The organism is Lelliottia sp. SL45 (assembly GCF_026672535.1).
Lineage (GTDB): Bacteria > Pseudomonadota > Gammaproteobacteria > Enterobacterales > Enterobacteriaceae > Enterobacter > Enterobacter nimipressuralis.
Genome location: NZ_JAPPRH010000003.1, coordinates 830620 through 848805, shown reverse-complemented (window position 1 = coordinate 848805; position 18186 = coordinate 830620). Strand labels below are relative to the sequence as shown.

The following is an 18186-nucleotide window of genomic DNA, read 5'->3' as shown; positions in this document are numbered from 1 at the left end:
AATTATTCAAAGGCTGAACTATCCCCAAGGTAATCAACTATCAGCTCCTCAATATATTTTTTATCAGCACGACTAAATCCCAGCAACTCACGCTGTGGGTACTGAACATCCTGACTATTAGGGGTTGGCCTGTCTTTAAGTCCGTACTGATGGATCTGCACGATACGTTGCACCTTACCGGTAAACTGCACCACAGCAGTATCATTGCGGCCACGGGCTTTCATGTAGCGGCTGGTTCGCAGCTTCTGAAACATCGCCCTTTTAATACGCCCTTTTTTTGCCCTGATCGGCTGACGCTTTCGCGCCTGATACGGCGTGCCATCCGGGGCTTTTTGCAGTTTAATCCGTTGCTGTTGCGATTTTCGCAGCTCTTTCGCAATCGCAGCAGCAAGCTTTCGCCGCCCCGCCGGTGACAGCGCCCCAATCAGCCCGGCGAGCTTATCGTCAAAAGGCTTAAACTCATTCATCCCATTTGCTCACCAGTTCGCCATTGATATAGAGCTCGGTCGGGCGCGTGACCGGCTCGGGTAATGGCGGCTCAGGTGCATAGCTGACGTGCAGCGCGCCGTTCTCCTCCCTGACCAGCGTGCGCTCGGTAAGCTGCAGACTGATACTGAGATCAACGTTGTCACCGTCGTTTAAATCCATCTGGAAGCGGTAGCCCTTTTTGCGCCCCTCATCCGAGGTGCAAATATCCGGCTGATTCTCACGCAGCCACGCCGTCACCGGTACAAAAATCAAATCGGGGTCGCCGACAAAGTCACACACGATCACATTCAGGGTGTAAATCTTTTCGTGCGACAGCGAGGCCGCGAGGCGTGCATCGATATTCCCCTCGTCGGCAAAGATGCGCATCATTTCGGGATTTGTTTCTAACTGCGGCACGGCATCAGTGAGTGCCTTGCGCAGACTTTTCATTTTCTGCATCGATTTTGTCCTGACAGTCTTTAGTGGTCTCGACCTTGAGCGCGCAGGCGGCGAGCGCATTCTCAAGCCTGCGGATATCGGCACTCAAATCGCCGTTAATCGTGGGCTCGCTTCCCGGCATCGGGCAAAGGCTCACTTTCGGGCAGTTGTTGTAAACAATGACCGGCGGAGGCGCAGGCCTTTCGGGTGTGCAACCGGCGCACAGCATCAGGCAAATCAGCGCGATACCAGCGGCGTAAATCTTCGTTTTCATTGAGTAACCTCGTGATAGTTTGTTCGCGCCTTACCGCCTGCTCACCGGCGGCAGTCAGTTCATCAGCGAGCCTGACCTGACCGGCCTCATTCGCCCTGGCGATACGTTGCGACACGGCAAGCTGATTTTTCAGCATCCCGATAGTCGTCTTTTGTTCGGTGGCGACTTTATTCGCCCTGTCGAATGAGCGCCGTAAATTGCCGTTCTCATGACGCAGCCAGAGCACCGACGCCAGCACCAGACCGGCGGCAAGCAATATCACAATGATTCTGGACACAGGCCAGCCTCCTTAATGCGCCGACGGTACGAACAACGAACCATGTTAAACAGGATCAGCCAAAGTAAGTACGTGAATGCGATAAACACCTTGCCCCCGGTAAGCAGGCATAAAACCGTACCAGCAGAAAGAATCAGAGACCAAAATCGACGCCATAGTGGGCGGGGCTTTCCGATAAGAGACCTAAAAATAGCCATGTGTTTTGGCGTTCGGTAAGGGTCAGACTGACTCGCAAACCAGTCCTCATAGCTGACAGCAGCCAGCACACTTCCTCCGATACAAACCAAACAGCCAAATAACGCCCAGACGGCAATAAAATTAACGGCCACACCGTCGGGATTGTTCAAACCCAGCACAAGTAGAACGGCAATCACGACATTAAAAATCAGAGAAGATAACAACGCTTTCATTGAGGTACTCCTTTCATGCAGTAAGCCCATTCCCGCGCACGGCGGTTTTCCAGTCCTTGATTTTTGACGCCATTCACAAACACCCAGCGGGTAAGCTGGTCGCACGCCTGCCACCACTGCTGACGTTTGATAAACGAGACCAGCGTCGAGCGACAGGCCGCGCCGGTTCCAACGTTGAAGGCAAAACTGACCAGCGCGTCATATACGCGCGGCGGCATCTTCACCGGCACGCACACGGCGAGTCGTTGCTCGGTATTGAGCACATCCGCGACGAGGTTCGCCGCCGCCTGTCGCTCGGTGATATCCCCTTTAGGGGTGACACCGGCAGTGTGGCCGATGCCTGACGTCCACACGCCCGCGCTGCACTGGTAAGGTGTCAGGCGACATCCTTCGAGGTCAGCGAGTAACGCCAGCCCCTCGGGCGAGGTATTCAGCAGACGAAAGTCAGGCATCAGCGCCGCCAGCGCCAGCACAGCGGCCACACTGCATTTTTTAATGATTGAGTTCACGAATAGCCCCCTTATCGAGTCCGAGTGAAATCAGATAGCGATAGGTTTTTCGCTTAAACCAGTAATTCGTCAGCGCGGTAAAAATGGCGCAGCCACCGCCGACATACAGCGCCAGCTTTTCGGGGGACATCGCCCCGAAATACGCCACCCCCACGGCCAGCCAGTAGGCGACAAACGTCGTGATTTTTTCCATGTTCAGTCCCATAGATTCACCGTCTCGGTTTTCGGGGCGCTGTCGGTCTCGGGCAGCTCGATAGCCGTGCCGTGCGGCAGTATGACGCCCAGCTCCGACAGCCCCGGATTCGACTGCAGCACCGTCTCGACCACGCCCTCGGTGCGCCCGTAATAGCGCGCACAAATCACGTCGAGGGTGTCACCCTGCATCGCACAGACCTTCATCAGATTTGCCCCACAATGCAGCGCGCCCTGTCCTGAATGCGCGCCACTGACCAGCGCATATCCCGCCACATTTCATCGATAGTGCTGTCGATACTGTCGGCCTTTTTGTCGCCCTTGCTGGTCGCATCTACGCCGCGATAACGCTCGTAAAGCGTGGCGGTCGTCATCGCGCATACGGCGTTGAAATAGTGGAAGCAGCGCACGCTCTCGCCGTCGAGCTCGTCGGTCGGGACATCCGCGAGCGTGGCGTGACCGGCGTCGAGCTGGCGGTCGCGCCAGTCGCGCAGCTCCGCATTGGTTTCCGCGATGGCGGTCTTAATTGCGCGGCGCAGGCGCACAGGGGAAACAGTCTGCTCAAGGCGCATTTCTTCGCGCACGCGCTTCGGGTCTACATCAGGGAAAAATCCCGTGTTTTTAATCACCGGCTCGCTCACGCCCGGTGGCGGTATCACCACGCCCGGCACGTCCTGCGGCGTTGTTTTGGGCTCAATAATCAGTGTCGTCATGACAACCTCGGAAAATAGGTGGGCGGTGGACGCCGGTCGCAGACAGGGTAATCAATACCCGCATTGACCGGCGTGCCGCCCGGCTCGGGGAGCGTTCGGTTAACCTGCGGCTTTTGCCGCTTTAGGAGGACGTCCGCGCCGTGCCGCCGGTTTAGCGGCAGGTTTGCGCGTGCGTGGTGTAGTCGTTTTGGGCGCGGGCTCTGGCTTCGGTTTAAGCTGGCGCTCAAGCTGTTCGATATCCTTTTTCACGCCGATAGTTCGCTCTAACTGGATCGCACGCTGCAGGTGCACCAGTGCCTCGGGCAGTTTCCCTGTGTCACGCAGCACGTAGCCGGTGATTTTGTGCAGCTTCGCGCGCACGATGTCAGGCATATCTGCACGCTCAGTCAGCGCGAGGGTATCGAGCAGCAGCGCCAGCTCAGGTGACTGTTTTGCGTCACACAGACGCTGTGCGGCAAGCGCCACTTCCTCAGCCAGCAGGCATGGCGTCGGACGGCGACCGACCGGCATCGTCATGCCATAGGTCATGGCGTAACGGGCAATCTCCAGCGCACCGGCGATGTCATTTGCATCGAGACGCCAGAGCATGACGGTCATAACAATGTCATCCTGTACGCCTTTACCATTGGCAAGAACACCCGCCACCCATGGCAGGTAGAACGGCAGCAGCTCACGCTTTTTCTCGGCTTTCTGCTCTTTGGAACTGATTTGTCTAAGTGTGCGATTGTCTGCGGCCAGCTTAACCAGCATCTGCTCATAGGCAGTTGCATTGCGCAGCGGAGCAGCACCCCGCCGCGCAGTTTCAGAGGCCGAGACCCGCATCATGTGAAGCGCTGCGGGGCTCGTCATGGCTTACTCTCCGCCGTTCTGGTCAGCAGGCGCGGCGGCGCTTTCTGGCTCAGCAGGAGCCGCGAAGTTGCCGAGAGTGATGTTTTCAATCAGGCAACCGGCGGCGTAAGCCTCGACCACATAATCGATGTTCATCGATTCATAGTTTTCGATGCGGTCTTTTTTCGGCTCCTCGATGATGGCGCGGCGGTGCGCATCATCCATGAAGTAAATCGACAGGTTATCGAGGCGCGTCACCATCAGCGCATTGGCCGGGAAGTACGGCACACGCACGGCAGGCAAATTGCCAATGCGCTTCTGGCTGATGATGATGTCAGCGGCCAGCGACTCGCTGTTTTCCTGCGTCTTGTTGACAATCGGGAAATATTTATCCGCGAGCAGCTTGCGACCTGTGATGACCACGAGCTCCGGGTCGTCCTGATAAATCTCGTCAATCAGGTTAGTGGTGGCGTCCATCACCAGCGCGTCGAGGTTGGCATAATCGCCGTTTTCACCCACGCGGATCACCGCCGAAACCACATCGCCGTTTGCATCAGTGATTTTCGACATGACGCGTGCCGGTGCTTCATTGCGGTATTTCTGCAGCCAGCCCACCGCCACATCCTGCAGCATCGGATGCGTTTTGCGGTTGGAGGTTTCCGCGCGCTCGATACCGTTGAAACCGGCCATGATGAAATCGAGCGACTGTCGCTTGATAATCGCGTCACGGATACGGGTCTGGAAGTCCTGGAATCGCGCCCACAGGTCGAGCTGTTTGTAACGGATATGGAAATCAAAGTTGATTTGCGCACATTCGTATTTGTTGGATTCCAGCGCCGTAAAATCGGCGGTCTTGCGCTCGTCATCCCCGGCAGTATCAGCGGTGCTCGCAATCGTACCGTTGACACCCACCCCGACTTTTTCGCCTTTCAGCTCGTCGACCGGCACAATGTTGATTTTGGTCAGAAACGCGGATGACACCTGCAGGGTATTCATCAGGGTTTGCGTTACCGACGGCTCGACAGTGAATTTCTTCGCCACGTCATCAGTGGAAACGCCGTTCAGCTCCGCAACGCGGGACATGTAGGCATTAAATTTAAAGCGGGTTTCTTTACGCATTGTTATTCCTGTTTTCTAAAAATGGGGTCTCAGGCCGGACAGCGCCCGGCGCGTTATCAGCAGTTAGTCAGCAGCTCGTCGCCCGTCCCGCCTTTCGACTTCTCGCGGCGCGGCTGGCTATGGCTTTCGGTGTTATCGAGGGCGCTTTTTAGCGAAGTAAACGCCTGCGCGCTTTCGTCTGCCTTGCGCGTCACGTCCTGCTTAAACTGAGCGAAGGTGGTCTCAAGCTCCGCGATGCGCTGGTCAGTCGCGCTGAGACTGGTCTGCACCAGCTCAGAGACTTCCGTCACCGCTTCATGCACGTCAGCAAAACGCGCGTCGTCGCTGACCTGCTTGCGGCTGAAAATGGCTTTGACCTTGTCGGTCAGGCTGTTGAGCACGGTGTCGGGGACATCTTCAAATTCCAGCTCAGCCAGCGTGGCAACGGAAAACAGATCGTCAGGCTGGTCTTTTTTACCGGCGAGCGGGTTCTGCGTGGCGCGGCTGCAGAATTCGAGGTATTCGGTGCCGAGGCTTGCCGGGTCATCGGTGACGGCGAGGCCAATCAGGTAACACTTGCCGCTATTTGAGAAATTCGGGCGAATTTCCATGGAGGTGTAAACCTTCTGACCGGCACGCACCATGCTCACCAGCTCGTCGAGCGGGGCGATTTTGCCAAACAGCGCTTTCTTGCCGTTCAGTGCAGAGTCATCGCTAATGATTTCCGCTTTGACTTCCGTCACATCGCCATAGCGCTTAAACGGGCTGTCAGGCCAGAGACTTTTGATATGTTCCAGATTGATGCGACAGCCATAGACACGCGGGTCAAAGGTGTCAGCCATGTCCTGAATGTCATCGCCGTTAATCACGCGGCCATCGCAGGTGTCACCCTCGACGCCGATGCGAAACCACTTAGAAACTACTTTCTTTGCCATTGTTCAGGTGTCCTGATGTTGGGTTTTCGGTTCGGGCTTAGTTTCCCGACTCCGACCCGCATCAGCCACCGCTTGCAGAAGTGCAACCCCTGACACAACAGGGGCTTAGCGATAAAGACCTGTTAATTCCTTAGCCTTGCCCCGTATTCACCGACACGAGGCAACCATGACCATTTCGACTGACCTCTCCCTTTTGCACGACCCGCGACGACAGGCGCGCCTGCTGTTCTGGCAGGGATTCTCTGTGCCACAAATCGCCAACACGCTGCAGGTGAAGCGCCCGACGGTTCAGAGCTGGAAGCAGCGCGACGAATGGGAAGAAACCGCCCCGCTCAACCGCGTGGAAACGACGCTTGAGGCGCGGCTGATTCAGCTCTACGCAAAGCCCGACCTGACACCACATGACTTTAAGGTCGCTGATTTCCTGTCACGCCAGATGGAACGGTTCGCACGCATCAACCGCTACGGCCAGACAGGAAATGAAGTGGATTTAAACCCCAACATTGCGAGCCGCAACAAAGGGGATCGCAAAAAGCCGAAACGCAATTATTTCAGCGACGAGGCTATCGAGAAGCTGGAAGAGATTTTCCTCAACCAGTCGTTTGAGTATCAGCTCAACTGGCACAAAGCCGGGCTTGAGCACCGTATTCGCCACATCCTCAAATCTCGCCAGATTGGCGCAACGTTCTACTTTGCGCGTGAGGCATTGCTGCGCGCGCTGAAAACCGGACAAAACCAGATATTTTTATCCGCGAGTAAAACGCAGGCATACGTGTTTCGAAAATACATCATCGCCTTTGCTCGTCTCGTCGACGTCGACCTGTCAGGCGACCCGATTGTCATCGGCAACAACGGCGCAGAGCTGATTTTCCTCGGGACGAACTCCAACACCGCGCAGAGCCACAACGGCGACCTGTACGTCGATGAAATTTTCTGGATACCCAACTTTCAGCGGCTGCGCAAAGTGGCGTCGGGGATGGCGTCACAGTCGCACCTGCGCACCACCTATTTCTCGACCCCGTCCACGCTGGCGCACGGTGCTTATCCGTTCTGGTCAGGCGAGCTGTTTAACCGGGGGCGCAGCAACCGCGACGAACGGGTCGACATCGATATCAGCCATAAGGCGCTCGCCGGTGGCGTGCTGTGCCCGGATGGTCAGTGGCGGCAGATTGTCACTATCGAGGATGCGCTCGCCGGGGGCTGCACCCTGTTCAATCTGGGTCAGCTCAAACAGGAAAACAGTGCCGACGATTTCCGCAATCTGTTTATGTGCGAGTTCGTCGACGACAAGGCGTCGGTATTTCCGTTCGAGGAGCTGCAACGCTGCATGGTCGATGCGATGGAAGAATGGGAGGACTTCGAACAATTTGCCGACCGTCCGTTTAACTGGCGTCCGGTCTGGATTGGCTATGACCCGTCACACACCGGCGACAGCGCAGGCTGTGCGGTACTGGCTCCGCCGCTGGTTGCCGGGGGCAAGTTCCGCATCCTTGAGCGTCACCAGTGGAAAGGGATGGATTTTGCGGCGCAGGCGGAGGCCATCAGGTCACTCACCGAAAAATACACCGTCGACTATATCGGCATCGATGCGACCGGCATCGGCCAGGGTGTTTACCAGCTCGTGCGCTCATTCTTCCCGGCGGCGCGCGCCATTCGCTACACGCCAGAAATGAAAACCGCGATGGTGCTGAAAGCGAAAGACACCATCCGACGCGGGTGTCTGGAATATGACGCCGGTGCGACCGACATCACGCAGTCGTTTATGGCCATTCGCAAAACCATGACCAGCAGCGGGCGCAGTTCGACCTATGAAGCGAGTCGCAGCGAGGAAGCCAGCCACGCGGATATCGCGTGGGCGACCATGCACGCCCTGTTAAACGAACCGCTTTCCGCCGGGAGCGGGATGCACTCTAATTCAATTCTGGAAATTTACTAAGATGAAAAAACGACAGAAAAAACCAGCCACCACGACCGCCAGCGCACCGCAAAAAATGGAGGCGTTTACTTTTGGTGAGCCCTCCCCTGTTCTGGATCGCCGTGACATTCTTGATTACGTTGAGTGTATTCATAACGGAAAATGGTACGAGCCGCCGGTCAACTTGTCGGGGCTGGCGAAAAGCCTGCGCGCCGCCGTACATCACAGCTCACCAATTTACGTGAAGCGTAATATTCTGGCGAGCACCTACATCCCGCATCCGTTGCTGTCGCGTCAGGATTTCAGCCGCCTGGTGCTCGATTATCTGGTCTTTGCCAACGGCTATCTTGAAAAACGCATGAGCGTCACTGGCCAGCTCATGAAGCTGGAAACGTCGCCTGCAAAATACACCCGCCGTGGCGTCGAGGAGGATGTTTACTGGTACGTGTCGAGCTTCACCCATCCGCACGAATTTGCGCCCGGCTCGGTATTTCACCTGCTTGAGCCTGATATTAATCAGGAGCTTTACGGGATGCCGGAATACCTGAGCGCGCTCAATTCCGCCTGGCTGAATGAGTCCGCCACGCTGTTTCGTCGCAAGTATTACCAGAACGGCGCACACGCGGGTTACATCATGTACGTCACTGACGCGGCGCAAAGCAGCACCGACGTTGAGTCGCTGCGCTCTGCAATGCGGGATTCGAAAGGGCTCGGGAATTTTAAAAACCTGTTTTTCTATGCACCCAACGGAAAACCGGACGGCATTAAGATCGTGCCACTGAGTGAAGTCGCCACGAAGGATGATTTTTTCAATATCAAAAAAGTGAGCGCCGCTGACCTGCTCGATGCGCACCGCGTGCCGTTCCAGTTGATGGGCGGCAAGCCTGAAAATATCGGCTCAATGGGTGATGTCGAGAAGGTGGCGAAGGTGTTTGTGCGTAACGAGCTGTCACCACTGCAGGAGCGTTTCAAAGAGGTAAACGACTGGCTCGGAATGGAGGTGATCCGCTTTAAAGATTACAGCCTCGAATCAGAATAAAACCCGCAAAAAATGCCGCCTCCGGGCGGCATCATCACAGACCGCCTCAGACGCGCCACACGCAACGCATTTATCAGTCAGCCCCGTCGCAGGCCAGCGAAGCGGCAGCGCCGTCAGGAGGCTCGCAGGCGTACACAATTAAATGCTGACACCACATCTGGCGCGCAATGCTTTCCCCGCCACGCCTGCCCGCTTCATGGGTCGCTTTTAATGCAGTTGCATGACCACTCAGGAACCACGCCTGCTCTGAAAGCGCACGGCCAAAACAAGCTACGCTGACGCATGCAAAATGATGCAACTAATGCACGCACTACTTATTTAGACTCAATTTGAATCTTGTAGTTTGTAAAGTCAGCTTTAGCTATCAGTACTTCAATGTGTTTTTGTTTAGCGAAATTCTCGATGAAAACTCGCATGTCTCCGGCCAAACGCTCCCCGATGATTACTGCATCAATGCAGCATTCTTTCAGCGGGACCGCGAAGCCTGGCTGATGTGCGTAAACATTTTCGCCTTTAAGGTATTTTAAGCTTCTAACCTCTTCCTCACTCCCCCAATCAGAATGCTTAACTAATGCGAACCCCCCCATCGATAGTTACAGGCTCGCCTCGAATTTTTTCGAGAAGATGCTTGTAAAGATTAACTTTCGGAGGATCAGGGGTATACACCACATCAGAATACTCAATATCTGAGTTCTTTAATTTCTCTTTGTTATAAGCAAAACAAATTCCCTTCATACCATTCCCGTAATACCCCCACATTAATCTACTGTCGTATTTTTTTGTGAAACATGCCGTTGCAACGCAACTTTGAAATTCTCTAAGCAAGCCAGCAGAGAACCCATCATCCCAGAAATCATCAATATGTTTATATATTGGACTTAAGTCATTTTCGAAAAAGCACTTTTCTATAGCGTGCCTATGAACTTCAAGAAACTTTGTTTTCTTAATGATTGCAGCAATATCTGAGTGATCAAATTGCCTTAGTGCATCCCTGTCGAAATTAAAGAACATTTCAAATGGATCATTGAGACCACTGATTTTTGAGTGCCAAATCGAATTATTCACCAACTCGTTTATTGTATTAATGTTGTCTCCCCTGAACCTGAAGAGATGAGTAGCACTTGATAGAATCAATGTGGCCCCCGTTAGGCTAGTTCAAAAAAGAAAGACTCTAACGCCTCTCTAGCTCGTTGTTCAACCCCGTCCGTGCTGAAAAAAAGTTTCAGCACAGACAGGGTTTCCTATGGTCGGCTTGGTGGCGGGGTAGTTGGCCCTTTCGCCGGTGTGAACGCCTCAATTTTCGTATTAGCGATTTCGTACATCCTGCCGTAATTATCCCTGACGATTTCGGCACACCCGACCAGCTCGGCGGGTGTCAGGTTTTCATTGACCATAATTTGTTGCAAGCGCTGAACGATAGCCATCATCTTAAGGCTGCGACTTGAGTGTCTTGGCGGCACTGGGTGCATAATCGGTAATGGATGCATTTAATACCCCTCAGGCGCACCCAATATGTATGCATAGCAAAAATTATCAGTTTGAATCAAAAAATCTTTCATTAAGCCCATTCCCTCTGAGTTGTATTGCCCGGCCACTCATCAGTAGTCGTATATTTGAATTTTTTATCGCCATAACTCACCGTTGCCCCACGCGCCAAAGCTTCAAGCTCCCAGCGCTCAGGAGTAATACCCTCCTGCGCTAAGTCGAAACGAATTTTCGGTATACTTTCCCGCTCTGCTTTGGTCATCCGTGCTGATGGCGCTTGTTCTGCGGGTTTGAGCGGTGCAGCATTTCTTTGCTGTCGATTTTTGCGGGGCGCGCCCTCTTTAGACGCGGCCCTGAGCACCCTCATCACGTCGGGTTCATCCCAACCGATAACGCCTTTATCAATCAGATTTAACACCGCTGCGGCTTGCTCAGACGGTGTAGGTGTCATAACTGGATCGCCACCGCCGGTGAGCTTTCCACAGTTATTGACAGGACTCCGAGGCGCGGCAGAGCCGCTTTTTAAAGTCAAAGGCTCAACGGCCAAAGCCTTTGGAACGATGCGCCAGTCTGCGGATCGCGTTATACGGATATGACCCGCGCCGAGGTGAGGGGCATAAATACCAACCACTCTCTCAATATCCTCCTCATAATCGTTGACCTCATCCGTCGCTTTACGGGCGACCCTGACGGCCTGAGCATCACGCGGCATATTTGCCCCACCCTGCGCGATGATATAGAGGTCAAACTCGCCCTCATCTGCAGCAGCTCGCGCGGCCTCGACCCTGTCGTCAAACTCGCTGGCAATACTCACCCCGCGCGGCAGTTTGCGCAGTTCCCGGTAAGCGCCCATTGTCGGGAGGCCAATCGGTTTAAACTGAGGAATGCGCCACGTAGACGCCCATGCGGTGACCGCTGCAGCCGTGTCTTTCAGTGGCTTGCCGGTGTCGTGGTCGAGCTGGCCGTCGAGCGCGTAGCCGTCGATGTTTTTGGCAACGTATTTAGCGATATAACCCGCCGCGCCACCCTGATTAAGATGACGGGACTCAAAGCGCTGTTTTGCCGCACCCTTTTCGTGTCCGTCCTCTTTGAGTGCATAACGACGCATAATTTCGTTGATAGTTTTACGCTGACCGGGTTTGCAAAACAGCATCATGTGCCAGTGTGGCGTACCGTCGTGATGAGGCTCGACAACCCGCATTCCGTAAACCTCTAAATCGTTATCTTTGAAAGCAGTGCGCATCAGGCTCCATATTCGGCAGAGATAGCGCTGGCCGTCTTTGGGGGTGAATGCGGTATCGTTCCAGCCGTGATTGAGCTGAACCGTTTTGCTGTTGCCTTTGCCAACCTGACGAGTCGGGTGATACTTCGATGGTGTGGTCAGTGTGATAAACATCCCCACGTCGCCAACGCTTGCCGCGTAGCGTTCAATCCCGGCGATAGTGTTCATCAGCTCCATTCGACGTATTTCAGGATTTGAAATGCTTCCCATAACCTTGCTAATAAGGTCGATTCGTTCGCCGGTAACTTTGTTTTCCAGCTCACAGGATTTGAGGTATTCGAGATTAGCCAGGCGGCGCGCGTGAACATCGCGGATCGCCATTTTGCTGGCGTAGGGTGAACGGTCTTTATTGACCTCACCGGCAGCAATTAGCAACGCCTCGCGCCATCGCATACGCTGCGCTTTGAGCTGGTTGACCCACCACTCATCTTTAATCAGACGGGAGATAGCGGAAAATGCCTGTCGGATCGTCATCTGACCCTTACGGTATTTTTTCCAGTGCAAAGGGGTGAAGTTGAAAGCACGTGCAACACCGGCCACCTGACCATACAAATGCGCCTGCGCCTCGTCGGTAAAAAGGGTCTCTTTACCGCCGTGCGCCTCCGCCCAGGCGTCGCTCAGTTCCTCGTATTTGCTCCAGAGCTGTGAGGCAATTCGGGCTGAAAATTTCCTGAGCTCTTTGTCGCTCATATCAGGCAGGCGCGCATATTGGTCACGCTCGGACAAAAAGCCAATCGAGGCGGATTCATTCATCCCACACAGCTCGTTAACGCGCTCAAGACGCGGCAACAGCTTCCTCTCAAAAGTATTTTTCAGGAAATAGAGCGCACCGAGTGGGCTCTTAGTGCGGCGGATGAAGTTATAACGCGACGTAAACAGCGTTTGTAGGAAAAAAGGCAGCCGGTCAATTCGGTTTAAAACACCTTGCACCTGACGGAGTTCGGCACGTGTAAGGGGTCTGTCGCGGCCTATGGCCTCGCGGGGTTTATTCCACGAATAAGCACCGACGAAAGTATCACCGGTGCTTTTTGATAGTGGGGGTTGTGGCGAGGGGGCGACGCGCCCCCGATTCTCAGCGGCCATTAGCAGTGAATGCTTCCAGACATTTGTGTCCCAACTGCTCAACCTGCTTTTCTAAATCCGAAAACTGACGAGCTTCACCGGTTAGAAGGGTATGCAAAATCAGGCCAGAAACGAGCTTAGGAATCGTTGGATAAAAGCCCACGATATCAAGCCACTCTTTACCGGCACTCTTTCCAGATTTAGCGATTTTCTTTTCCTGCAAAATAAATTGGAATTGATCGCTGGTAATTACGAATTTATTTCCGATAACGATATGAATGCTCATAAAAAAACCACCTTAACAATATTAAAGACAAACTACCTTTAAACCTTCACTCGTAATGCAAAACCCACCATCCACTTCAATTACATATCCACGACCAACCATGCCTAGATAGGCTTTACTCACTTTAGAGGGGCACGTTCTAAACAATCCTTTAGTAATGTATAAAGGGGTTAGTAAGTGGAGTTTTTTAAGCAACACAATTTGAAAGTCAGTTAGTTTTTTTCCAGAACGTTTAATTTGAGTCATAATTAAAAACCATTACTTCCTAAAATATCATTGTGAATCTTTGCTGATTCCTGCCCCAACAGCTCGATGATTTCAGTCCGATTCATTTCAGACTTGCAAATGTGAGCTATCAAAGAATCAAGCGCCGACGCGAAACGGGTCGCCGTGACTAGCTGCGCCTCAACTGCAGCCTGTGCCAACAGAGCTTTCATATTGCTGGGAGGTGCTGATAATTCTTTTTCCATTTACCCGGCTCCAGACAAAAAGATGCCCCGCACATTCAAGTGCGTGAAATGTTCGACTAGTTAATTAATGCAAATATTGCTCAGGCTTAACCGAGGTTAAAATAGTTGGGGCATACTCAAACAAGCTGAATAATTCACGGAGCGCGCGGAATAATTTCTCACGCCAATAACAAGAATCTTCATCAATGCGCCAGTAAGGCTGATTAAATTCGACCTCGCTTAAACCAGCATGAAGGAATAAAGCGCGACGCTGACCCACTGACAAAAAACTAATATAAGCCGACTCAGAAGCGCCAACCTGCCGACGTTTCGAAAATGCGGCTCGCAATTCATCAATACCACAAGCCAGACGCTCACGGTCTACATCATTCATTTCCTCAAAGCGCATAGTTGCATGACGCTGTTTTAACTGAGCATGAAAACATACTGTCAGGCGATCACGTTCCATCATCTGATTATAAAAATCGCAAGTATCCTGCCAGCGGGGAAGCGCAAGATGTTTACCAATTACAACGCGAAGTGATTGAGGTTGTTTTTGGACCAGCGCAAGAGTCATAACCGACATAGGGATAACCCTCTTGATTTAAAGATGCGTTTCGCGGTGGCAAAAATGCCAGGCTTGCGGGTTCTAATAATAACGCCCTGACGTCCACGGCCATGAGTGATCGTGAAGTTAATCGACACAGGGCTTTCATTACGGAGCAACTGGGCAATACAACGTGGCTCGGTCATCATTTGGGCTCCCCCAAACCAAGCCACATAAGCCACCCTTCGCGAATTTCTTTCGGGCGGCTTTCGTAGGCAAGTTTCATCCCATTGTTCCATGCAGGGAGGTACACCCAGAACTCCCCCGCCCTGCCAGAAGTTGATTGCGGGTCAGTCATTTCAATTACTGGCAACTTCCCTTTCTCAATCATTCCACGCACCGCTGCAGGTGTCTTGCCGATGAGTTTGGCAAACTCAGGGTAGGGAACTGCATCACTAGTACTGACAACTTGTTTGATCATCTGATAACCTTTCATCTAGATCTAACCAATGGGCTTCAATGTTCTCTAATGTTTCCAAGTGAACTTAGAGTAACTTGAATCACAATAGAACATTTCGTAAATATTAGAGGATCTTGAAAACATGTCAACAGCAATCAGTGAGAAGCTGGCGCTTATAAGGGAGTCAGAAAGGCTGAATCGGAAGCAATTTGCTGAAATTACAGGAGTTCCTTACAGCTCCTTAACTTACTATGAAAGTGGAAGGACTGTTCCGCCGACAGATGTAACGATGAAAATCCTTCAAAACCCCCGCTTTAGTAAATACACCTTGTGGTTTATGACTGAACAAATATCACCAGAATCCGGGCAGATTGCACCGGCACTCGCACACTTTGGGCAAGAAACAACAAACTTGCCGCACTCAGACCAAAAGACTGGTTAACGCTTCATCGCAGGTACATTTTTGAAAAGTGCTTAATACTGGCCGAAAAGTACCCAGCATTTAAAAACAAGCAGTTAGCAACAAAGAGTAAACATACCTTCGGAGGGTTTTCTTATGACAATTAAGAAACTCGATGATGGTCGATATGAAGTGGACATTAGACCTGCAGGGCGCAACGGAAAGCGCATCCGCAGGAAGTTCGAAAAGAAAAGCGAAGCTATCGCTTTCGAGAAACATACGCAGTACAACCATCACAACAAAGAATGGTTAGCGAAACCGACTGATAAGCGGCATCTGTCGGAACTGACAAAAATTTGGTGGGAGTTGAAAGGCAAACATGAGACTCACGGTCGAGATTACCTGGGCAAGATTGAGCTGTTTACCAAGATAACCAGTGACCCATGTGCTTTTCAGATTACAAAATCATTGATAAGCCAATACAGCACTGTGCGGCGTTCTCAAGGCATCAAGCCATCGAGTATAAATCGTGATTTAACGTGTCTTAGCGGGATGTTTACTGCATTGATAGATGCGGAGCTATTTTTCGGGGAGCATCCTTTCCGGGGCCTGAAAAGGTTGAAGGAAGATAAACCGGAAACTGGATATCTCACGCAAGAAGAGATCGCCGAGCTCCTGTCTAAAGTAGACGGAGATAATAAAAAAATTGCGATTCTTTGCCTTAGCACCGGCGCGAGATGGAGTGAGGCGGCAAAACTGAAAGCGGAAAACATCATCCAAAATCGCGTCACGTTCGTTAAGACAAAGACCAACAAGCCGCGAACCGTTCCGATATCAGAGGAGCTGGCAACAATGATCACTGCAGGTAAGCGTGGCTTTCTGTTCACTGACGCTAACTATCCAGCGTTCAGACGGCTAATGAAGGAGTTGAAACCGGACCTGCCACCGGGTCAGGCAACGCACGCATTGCGTCACAGCTTTGCCACTCACTTTATGATTAACGGGGGCAGCATTATCACGCTTCAACGGATTCTCGGGCATTCACGAATTGAGCAAACAATGACGTATGCACATTTCGCCCCTGAATACCTGCAGGACGCGATAACGCTCAATCCTTTACGCGGTGGCACGGACGCTCAGAGTGTCCACACAGTGTCCACGCTTGAGTGATTTATAGTGGTTTTCAGTGGTCTTGTGTGCCGTGAAAACCCGCATTGCACCGCTGAAAGCCCCTGTTGTAAGGGCGTATAAACGCCCTTACGCAGGCTTATTTTTTGCCCTTTCATCCTGTTCTTACCCGCTTTTTCCCTCGCTGGGATACACTCTTGTTAGTGCTAAAAAAGGGAGCAACGCTGAATGGCGACATATCCGGATAGTTTATTGATCCTCAACGGCAAAAGCGCAGGCAACGACCTTCTGCGCCAGGCGATTGCCGACCTGCGTGATACTGGCGCGAACATTCACGTTCGTGTGACCTGGGAAAAAGGCGATGCCGCGCGGTATATCGACGAAGCCTGTCGTCTTGGGGTGGCGACGGTGATCGCCGGGGGCGGCGATGGCACCATTAACGAAGTCGCGACGGCGCTGATTGAACACGATAGTGCTCAGCGCCCGGTGATGGGCATTTTACCGCTCGGTACCGCCAATGATTTCGCCACCAGCGCAGGCATTCCGGAGACACTGGACAAGGCGCTCCAGCTGGCTATTGTCGGGAAACCGGCAGCGGTGGATATTGCCCAGGTGAATGATAAAACCTGTTTTATCAATATGGCGACAGGCGGATTTGGTACGCGCATTACCAGCGAAACGCCGGAGAAACTAAAAGCCGCCCTTGGCGGTGTGTCGTATCTGATTCACGGTCTGATGCGTATGGATATGCTCAAGCCCGATCGCTGCGAAATTAATGGCGAAAACTTCCACTGGCAGGGCGATGCGCTGGTGATCGGTATCGGAAACGGGCGTCAGGCGGGCGGCGGACAGCAGCTGTGTCCGGACGCGTTGATCAACGATGGGCTGTTACAGCTGCGTATCTTCACCAGCGACGGCATGCTGCCTGCCCTGTTCACCACACTGACCCGCCCGGAAGAGAGCCCGAACGTGCTCGACGGACAGTCCGCGTGGTTTGAAATTATCGCCCCACACGGTATGACCTTTAATCTCGACGGCGAGCCGCTCAGCGGGGAACATTTCCGTATTTCCCTGCTTCCCGGTGCGCTGGAGTGCCGTTTGCCGCCGGATTGTGCGCTTCTGCGGTGACCGTTTTGCCAGGCGACGCTTTCCTTGCACGAGCCTGCACACCCTAGGCCCGCAAAGGTGCCGCTACCCCCCGGCACCCACGCCACTCAATACGCCGCCACCTCGCGCGCCATCTCCCGGCTGTACTGCTGGCTGGCATTGACCAGCATCCGCGTATAGTCGGTTTTGGCGTTTCCGGCGACCAGTTCATCCACGCTCAGGGTCTCCAGAATCTTGCCGTACTGCATCACCGCCACTTTCTGGCACAGGTGCGCAATCACGCCCAGATCGTGCGTCACCATTAAATAGGTGAGATTCGATTCGCGCTGGAGTTCCGCCAGTAAATTCAGGATCTCCGCCTGCACTGACACGTCCAGCGCCGATGTCGGTTCATCCAGCAGCAACACCTGCGGCTCCAGAATCAGTGCTCTGGCGATGGCCACGCGCTGACGCTGCCCACCGGACAGCTGATGCGGATAGCGATCGCGAAACGCCCGGTTCAGCCCCACTTTATCCAGCAAACCGTGGATACGCCGGTCGCGATCCTGAATCCCGTGAATTTGCAGCGGCTCTTCCAGAATATCGCCGATAGTATGACGCGGATGCAGCGATCCGTACGGGTCCTGAAAGACCATCTGCACGCGACGGCATCGCTCAGCGTTAATCTTTCGCCCCAGCGGTTTACCGTCGATGGCAAGTTCGCCGTCCCAGTGGGTGAACAGCCCGGCCAGACATTTCAGCACCGTGGTTTTGCCGGAACCCGACTCCCCCACCAGCCCGTAAATTTCCCCTTCGCCGACGTGAATATTCACATCGCTCAGCACCTGATTGCGCTTTTCACCCTCGCCAAAGGCCAGGTTGAGGTTGTTAATCTCGATCATCTC

General features: G+C 53.2%; 27 protein-coding genes. 5 read left to right on the top strand and 22 right to left on the bottom strand.

The annotated features are described in order from the left end of the window. Positions 1–2: 2 nt before the first annotated feature. The 12 genes from OVA10_RS09960 to OVA10_RS09905 all read right to left on the bottom strand — a co-directional run bounded on the left by OVA10_RS09960 (position 3) and on the right by OVA10_RS09905 (position 6142). On the bottom strand, positions 3–467 hold the full coding sequence (locus OVA10_RS09960) for a phage virion morphogenesis protein (RefSeq protein ID WP_059179187.1): 465 nt from the start codon (positions 465–467) through the stop codon (positions 3–5). After that, positions 460–927 (bottom strand): phage tail protein, encoded by a 468-nt coding sequence (locus tag OVA10_RS09955; RefSeq protein WP_059179188.1) that lies wholly within the window; start codon positions 925–927, stop codon positions 460–462. The genes OVA10_RS09960 and OVA10_RS09955 overlap by 8 nt, the downstream gene beginning before the upstream one ends. Then, positions 890–1135, bottom strand: coding sequence for an Rz1-like lysis system protein LysC (lysC, locus tag OVA10_RS09950; RefSeq protein WP_082691933.1), 246 nt, complete (start codon positions 1133–1135; stop codon positions 890–892). Before lysC ends, OVA10_RS09955 begins: the two co-directional genes overlap by 38 nt. After that, a complete protein-coding gene (gene lysB, locus OVA10_RS09945) occupies positions 1023–1457 on the bottom strand; it encodes an Rz-like lysis system protein LysB (protein WP_059179189.1) in 435 nt (144 codons plus the stop codon). Before lysB ends, lysC begins: the two co-directional genes overlap by 113 nt. After that, on the bottom strand, positions 1439–1867 hold the full coding sequence (locus tag OVA10_RS09940; protein ID WP_059179190.1) for a DNZ54_00345 family protein: 429 nt from the start codon (positions 1865–1867) through the stop codon (positions 1439–1441). Before OVA10_RS09940 ends, lysB begins: the two co-directional genes overlap by 19 nt. Beyond that, positions 1864–2376 (bottom strand): lysozyme, encoded by a 513-nt coding sequence (locus OVA10_RS09935; RefSeq protein ID WP_181826444.1) that lies wholly within the window; start codon positions 2374–2376, stop codon positions 1864–1866. The genes OVA10_RS09940 and OVA10_RS09935 overlap by 4 nt, the downstream gene beginning before the upstream one ends. Then, positions 2360–2581, bottom strand: a complete 222-nt coding sequence (locus tag OVA10_RS09930) for a hypothetical protein (protein ID WP_015960480.1) — start codon at positions 2579–2581, stop codon at positions 2360–2362. The genes OVA10_RS09935 and OVA10_RS09930 overlap by 17 nt, the downstream gene beginning before the upstream one ends. Then, a complete protein-coding gene (locus OVA10_RS09925; protein WP_181826445.1) occupies positions 2572–2775 on the bottom strand; it encodes a tail protein X in 204 nt (67 codons plus the stop codon). Before OVA10_RS09925 ends, OVA10_RS09930 begins: the two co-directional genes overlap by 10 nt. Then, a complete protein-coding gene (locus OVA10_RS09920) occupies positions 2775–3281 on the bottom strand; it encodes a head completion/stabilization protein (protein ID WP_234593444.1) in 507 nt (168 codons plus the stop codon). The genes OVA10_RS09925 and OVA10_RS09920 overlap by 1 nt, the downstream gene beginning before the upstream one ends. Positions 3282–3380: 99 nt before the next feature. Then, complete coding sequence (locus OVA10_RS09915; RefSeq protein WP_268195846.1) at positions 3381–4130, bottom strand: phage terminase small subunit; 750 nt, start codon at positions 4128–4130, stop codon at positions 3381–3383. A 3-nt stretch (positions 4131–4133) separates the two neighbouring features. After that, entirely contained in the window at positions 4134–5228 is a 1095-nt protein-coding gene (locus OVA10_RS09910; protein WP_123427364.1) for a phage major capsid protein, P2 family, read from the bottom strand. A 56-nt stretch (positions 5229–5284) separates the two neighbouring features. Then, positions 5285–6142 carry a GPO family capsid scaffolding protein gene (locus tag OVA10_RS09905; RefSeq protein ID WP_268195845.1) on the bottom strand — a complete coding sequence of 286 codons (858 nt, stop codon included), beginning with the start codon at positions 6140–6142 and terminating at the stop codon, positions 5285–5287. Positions 6143–6308: 166 nt separating this feature from the next. Here OVA10_RS09905 and OVA10_RS09900 point away from each other — a divergent pair, with 166 nt between their 5' ends. Together OVA10_RS09900 and OVA10_RS09895 are read left to right on the top strand one after the other, a co-directional pair. Then, positions 6309–8078, top strand: a complete 1770-nt coding sequence (locus OVA10_RS09900) for a terminase ATPase subunit family protein (protein ID WP_268195844.1) — start codon at positions 6309–6311, stop codon at positions 8076–8078. A gap of 1 nt (position 8079) precedes the next feature. After that, positions 8080–9096: a phage portal protein gene (locus tag OVA10_RS09895; RefSeq protein WP_059179195.1), complete on the top strand. Its 1017-nt coding sequence runs from the start codon at positions 8080–8082 to the stop codon at positions 9094–9096. Between the two features lie 564 nt (positions 9097–9660). Here OVA10_RS09895 and OVA10_RS09890 read toward each other — a convergent pair. The 9 genes from OVA10_RS09890 to OVA10_RS09850 form a co-directional block, all read right to left on the bottom strand. Further along, positions 9661–10161 carry a DUF2971 domain-containing protein gene (locus OVA10_RS09890; RefSeq protein ID WP_268195843.1) on the bottom strand — a complete coding sequence of 167 codons (501 nt, stop codon included), beginning with the start codon at positions 10159–10161 and terminating at the stop codon, positions 9661–9663. 176 nt (positions 10162–10337) lie between these two features. After that, positions 10338–10565: a hypothetical protein gene (locus OVA10_RS09885; protein WP_268196877.1), complete on the bottom strand. Its 228-nt coding sequence runs from the start codon at positions 10563–10565 to the stop codon at positions 10338–10340. Positions 10566–10654: 89 nt separating this feature from the next. Next, complete coding sequence (locus tag OVA10_RS09880; protein WP_268195842.1) at positions 10655–12946, bottom strand: replication endonuclease; 2292 nt, start codon at positions 12944–12946, stop codon at positions 10655–10657. Then, complete coding sequence (locus tag OVA10_RS09875) at positions 12936–13211, bottom strand: DUF5405 family protein (protein ID WP_059179201.1); 276 nt, start codon at positions 13209–13211, stop codon at positions 12936–12938. Before OVA10_RS09875 ends, OVA10_RS09880 begins: the two co-directional genes overlap by 11 nt. A gap of 21 nt (positions 13212–13232) precedes the next feature. Continuing rightward, positions 13233–13457, bottom strand: a complete 225-nt coding sequence (locus OVA10_RS09870) for a hypothetical protein (RefSeq protein ID WP_072241869.1) — start codon at positions 13455–13457, stop codon at positions 13233–13235. Positions 13458–13459: 2 nt separating this feature from the next. Beyond that, the gene (locus tag OVA10_RS09865; RefSeq protein ID WP_142503404.1) at positions 13460–13681 is read right to left on the bottom strand and encodes a DUF2732 family protein; all 222 of its coding nucleotides are present in this window, start codon (positions 13679–13681) and stop codon (positions 13460–13462) included. A 64-nt stretch (positions 13682–13745) separates the two neighbouring features. Beyond that, positions 13746–14246: a hypothetical protein gene (locus tag OVA10_RS09860; RefSeq protein WP_059179203.1), complete on the bottom strand. Its 501-nt coding sequence runs from the start codon at positions 14244–14246 to the stop codon at positions 13746–13748. Further along, on the bottom strand, positions 14234–14413 hold the full coding sequence (locus OVA10_RS09855; RefSeq protein ID WP_072241886.1) for a hypothetical protein: 180 nt from the start codon (positions 14411–14413) through the stop codon (positions 14234–14236). The genes OVA10_RS09860 and OVA10_RS09855 overlap by 13 nt, the downstream gene beginning before the upstream one ends. Then, positions 14413–14688 carry a regulatory phage cox family protein gene (locus OVA10_RS09850; protein WP_059179204.1) on the bottom strand — a complete coding sequence of 92 codons (276 nt, stop codon included), beginning with the start codon at positions 14686–14688 and terminating at the stop codon, positions 14413–14415. Before OVA10_RS09850 ends, OVA10_RS09855 begins: the two co-directional genes overlap by 1 nt. A 121-nt stretch (positions 14689–14809) precedes the next feature. Between OVA10_RS09850 and OVA10_RS09845 the strand changes: the two genes are divergently transcribed. From OVA10_RS09845 to yegS, 3 genes are all read left to right on the top strand, one after another. Then, complete coding sequence (locus OVA10_RS09845; RefSeq protein ID WP_059179205.1) at positions 14810–15109, top strand: helix-turn-helix domain-containing protein; 300 nt, start codon at positions 14810–14812, stop codon at positions 15107–15109. Positions 15110–15223: 114 nt separating this feature from the next. Beyond that, on the top strand, positions 15224–16237 hold the full coding sequence (locus tag OVA10_RS09840; RefSeq protein WP_059179206.1) for a phage integrase: 1014 nt from the start codon (positions 15224–15226) through the stop codon (positions 16235–16237). Between the two features lie 186 nt (positions 16238–16423). Further along, complete coding sequence (gene yegS, locus OVA10_RS09835; RefSeq protein WP_100779589.1) at positions 16424–17323, top strand: lipid kinase YegS; 900 nt, start codon at positions 16424–16426, stop codon at positions 17321–17323. 86 nt (positions 17324–17409) lie between these two features. Here yegS and OVA10_RS09830 read toward each other — a convergent pair whose 3' ends face one another. Next, positions 17410–18183 (bottom strand): ABC transporter ATP-binding protein, encoded by a 774-nt coding sequence (locus OVA10_RS09830; protein ID WP_102104106.1) that lies wholly within the window; start codon positions 18181–18183, stop codon positions 17410–17412. Positions 18184–18186 lie beyond the last annotated feature (3 nt).

Bases quoted from the DNA above. Each gene is read 5' to 3' on its own strand.
- OVA10_RS09845 (WP_059179205.1), top strand. From the start codon at position 14,810: ATGTCAACAGCAATCAGTGAGAAGCTGGCGCTTATAAGGGAGTCAGAA.
- OVA10_RS09880 (WP_268195842.1), bottom strand. From the start codon at position 12,946: ATGGCCGCTGAGAATCGGGGGCGCGTCGCCCCCTCGCCACAACCCCCA.
- OVA10_RS09830 (WP_102104106.1), bottom strand. From the start codon at position 18,183: ATGATCGAGATTAACAACCTCAACCTGGCCTTTGGCGAGGGTGAAAAG.
- OVA10_RS09870 (WP_072241869.1), bottom strand. From the start codon at position 13,457: ATGACTCAAATTAAACGTTCTGGAAAAAAACTAACTGACTTTCAAATT.
- OVA10_RS09855 (WP_072241886.1), bottom strand. From the start codon at position 14,413: ATGACCGAGCCACGTTGTATTGCCCAGTTGCTCCGTAATGAAAGCCCT.
- OVA10_RS09920 (WP_234593444.1), bottom strand. From the start codon at position 3,281: ATGACGACACTGATTATTGAGCCCAAAACAACGCCGCAGGACGTGCCG.
- OVA10_RS09885 (WP_268196877.1), bottom strand. From the start codon at position 10,565: ATGCACCCAGTGCCGCCAAGACACTCAAGTCGCAGCCTTAAGATGATG.
- OVA10_RS09900 (WP_268195844.1), top strand. From the start codon at position 6,309: ATGACCATTTCGACTGACCTCTCCCTTTTGCACGACCCGCGACGACAG.
- OVA10_RS09940 (WP_059179190.1), bottom strand. From the start codon at position 1,867: ATGAAAGCGTTGTTATCTTCTCTGATTTTTAATGTCGTGATTGCCGTT.
- OVA10_RS09925 (WP_181826445.1), bottom strand. From the start codon at position 2,775: ATGAAGGTCTGTGCGATGCAGGGTGACACCCTCGACGTGATTTGTGCG.
- OVA10_RS09895 (WP_059179195.1), top strand. From the start codon at position 8,080: ATGAAAAAACGACAGAAAAAACCAGCCACCACGACCGCCAGCGCACCG.
- OVA10_RS09930 (WP_015960480.1), bottom strand. From the start codon at position 2,581: ATGGGACTGAACATGGAAAAAATCACGACGTTTGTCGCCTACTGGCTG.
- OVA10_RS09915 (WP_268195846.1), bottom strand. From the start codon at position 4,130: ATGACGAGCCCCGCAGCGCTTCACATGATGCGGGTCTCGGCCTCTGAA.
- OVA10_RS09875 (WP_059179201.1), bottom strand. From the start codon at position 13,211: ATGAGCATTCATATCGTTATCGGAAATAAATTCGTAATTACCAGCGAT.
- OVA10_RS09860 (WP_059179203.1), bottom strand. From the start codon at position 14,246: ATGTCGGTTATGACTCTTGCGCTGGTCCAAAAACAACCTCAATCACTT.
- OVA10_RS09905 (WP_268195845.1), bottom strand. From the start codon at position 6,142: ATGGCAAAGAAAGTAGTTTCTAAGTGGTTTCGCATCGGCGTCGAGGGT.
- yegS (WP_100779589.1), top strand. From the start codon at position 16,424: ATGGCGACATATCCGGATAGTTTATTGATCCTCAACGGCAAAAGCGCA.
- OVA10_RS09840 (WP_059179206.1), top strand. From the start codon at position 15,224: ATGACAATTAAGAAACTCGATGATGGTCGATATGAAGTGGACATTAGA.
- OVA10_RS09865 (WP_142503404.1), bottom strand. From the start codon at position 13,681: ATGGAAAAAGAATTATCAGCACCTCCCAGCAATATGAAAGCTCTGTTG.
- OVA10_RS09850 (WP_059179204.1), bottom strand. From the start codon at position 14,688: ATGATCAAACAAGTTGTCAGTACTAGTGATGCAGTTCCCTACCCTGAG.
- OVA10_RS09960 (WP_059179187.1), bottom strand. From the start codon at position 467: ATGAATGAGTTTAAGCCTTTTGACGATAAGCTCGCCGGGCTGATTGGG.
- lysC (WP_082691933.1), bottom strand. From the start codon at position 1,135: ATGCTGTGCGCCGGTTGCACACCCGAAAGGCCTGCGCCTCCGCCGGTC.
- OVA10_RS09910 (WP_123427364.1), bottom strand. From the start codon at position 5,228: ATGCGTAAAGAAACCCGCTTTAAATTTAATGCCTACATGTCCCGCGTT.
- OVA10_RS09955 (WP_059179188.1), bottom strand. From the start codon at position 927: ATGCAGAAAATGAAAAGTCTGCGCAAGGCACTCACTGATGCCGTGCCG.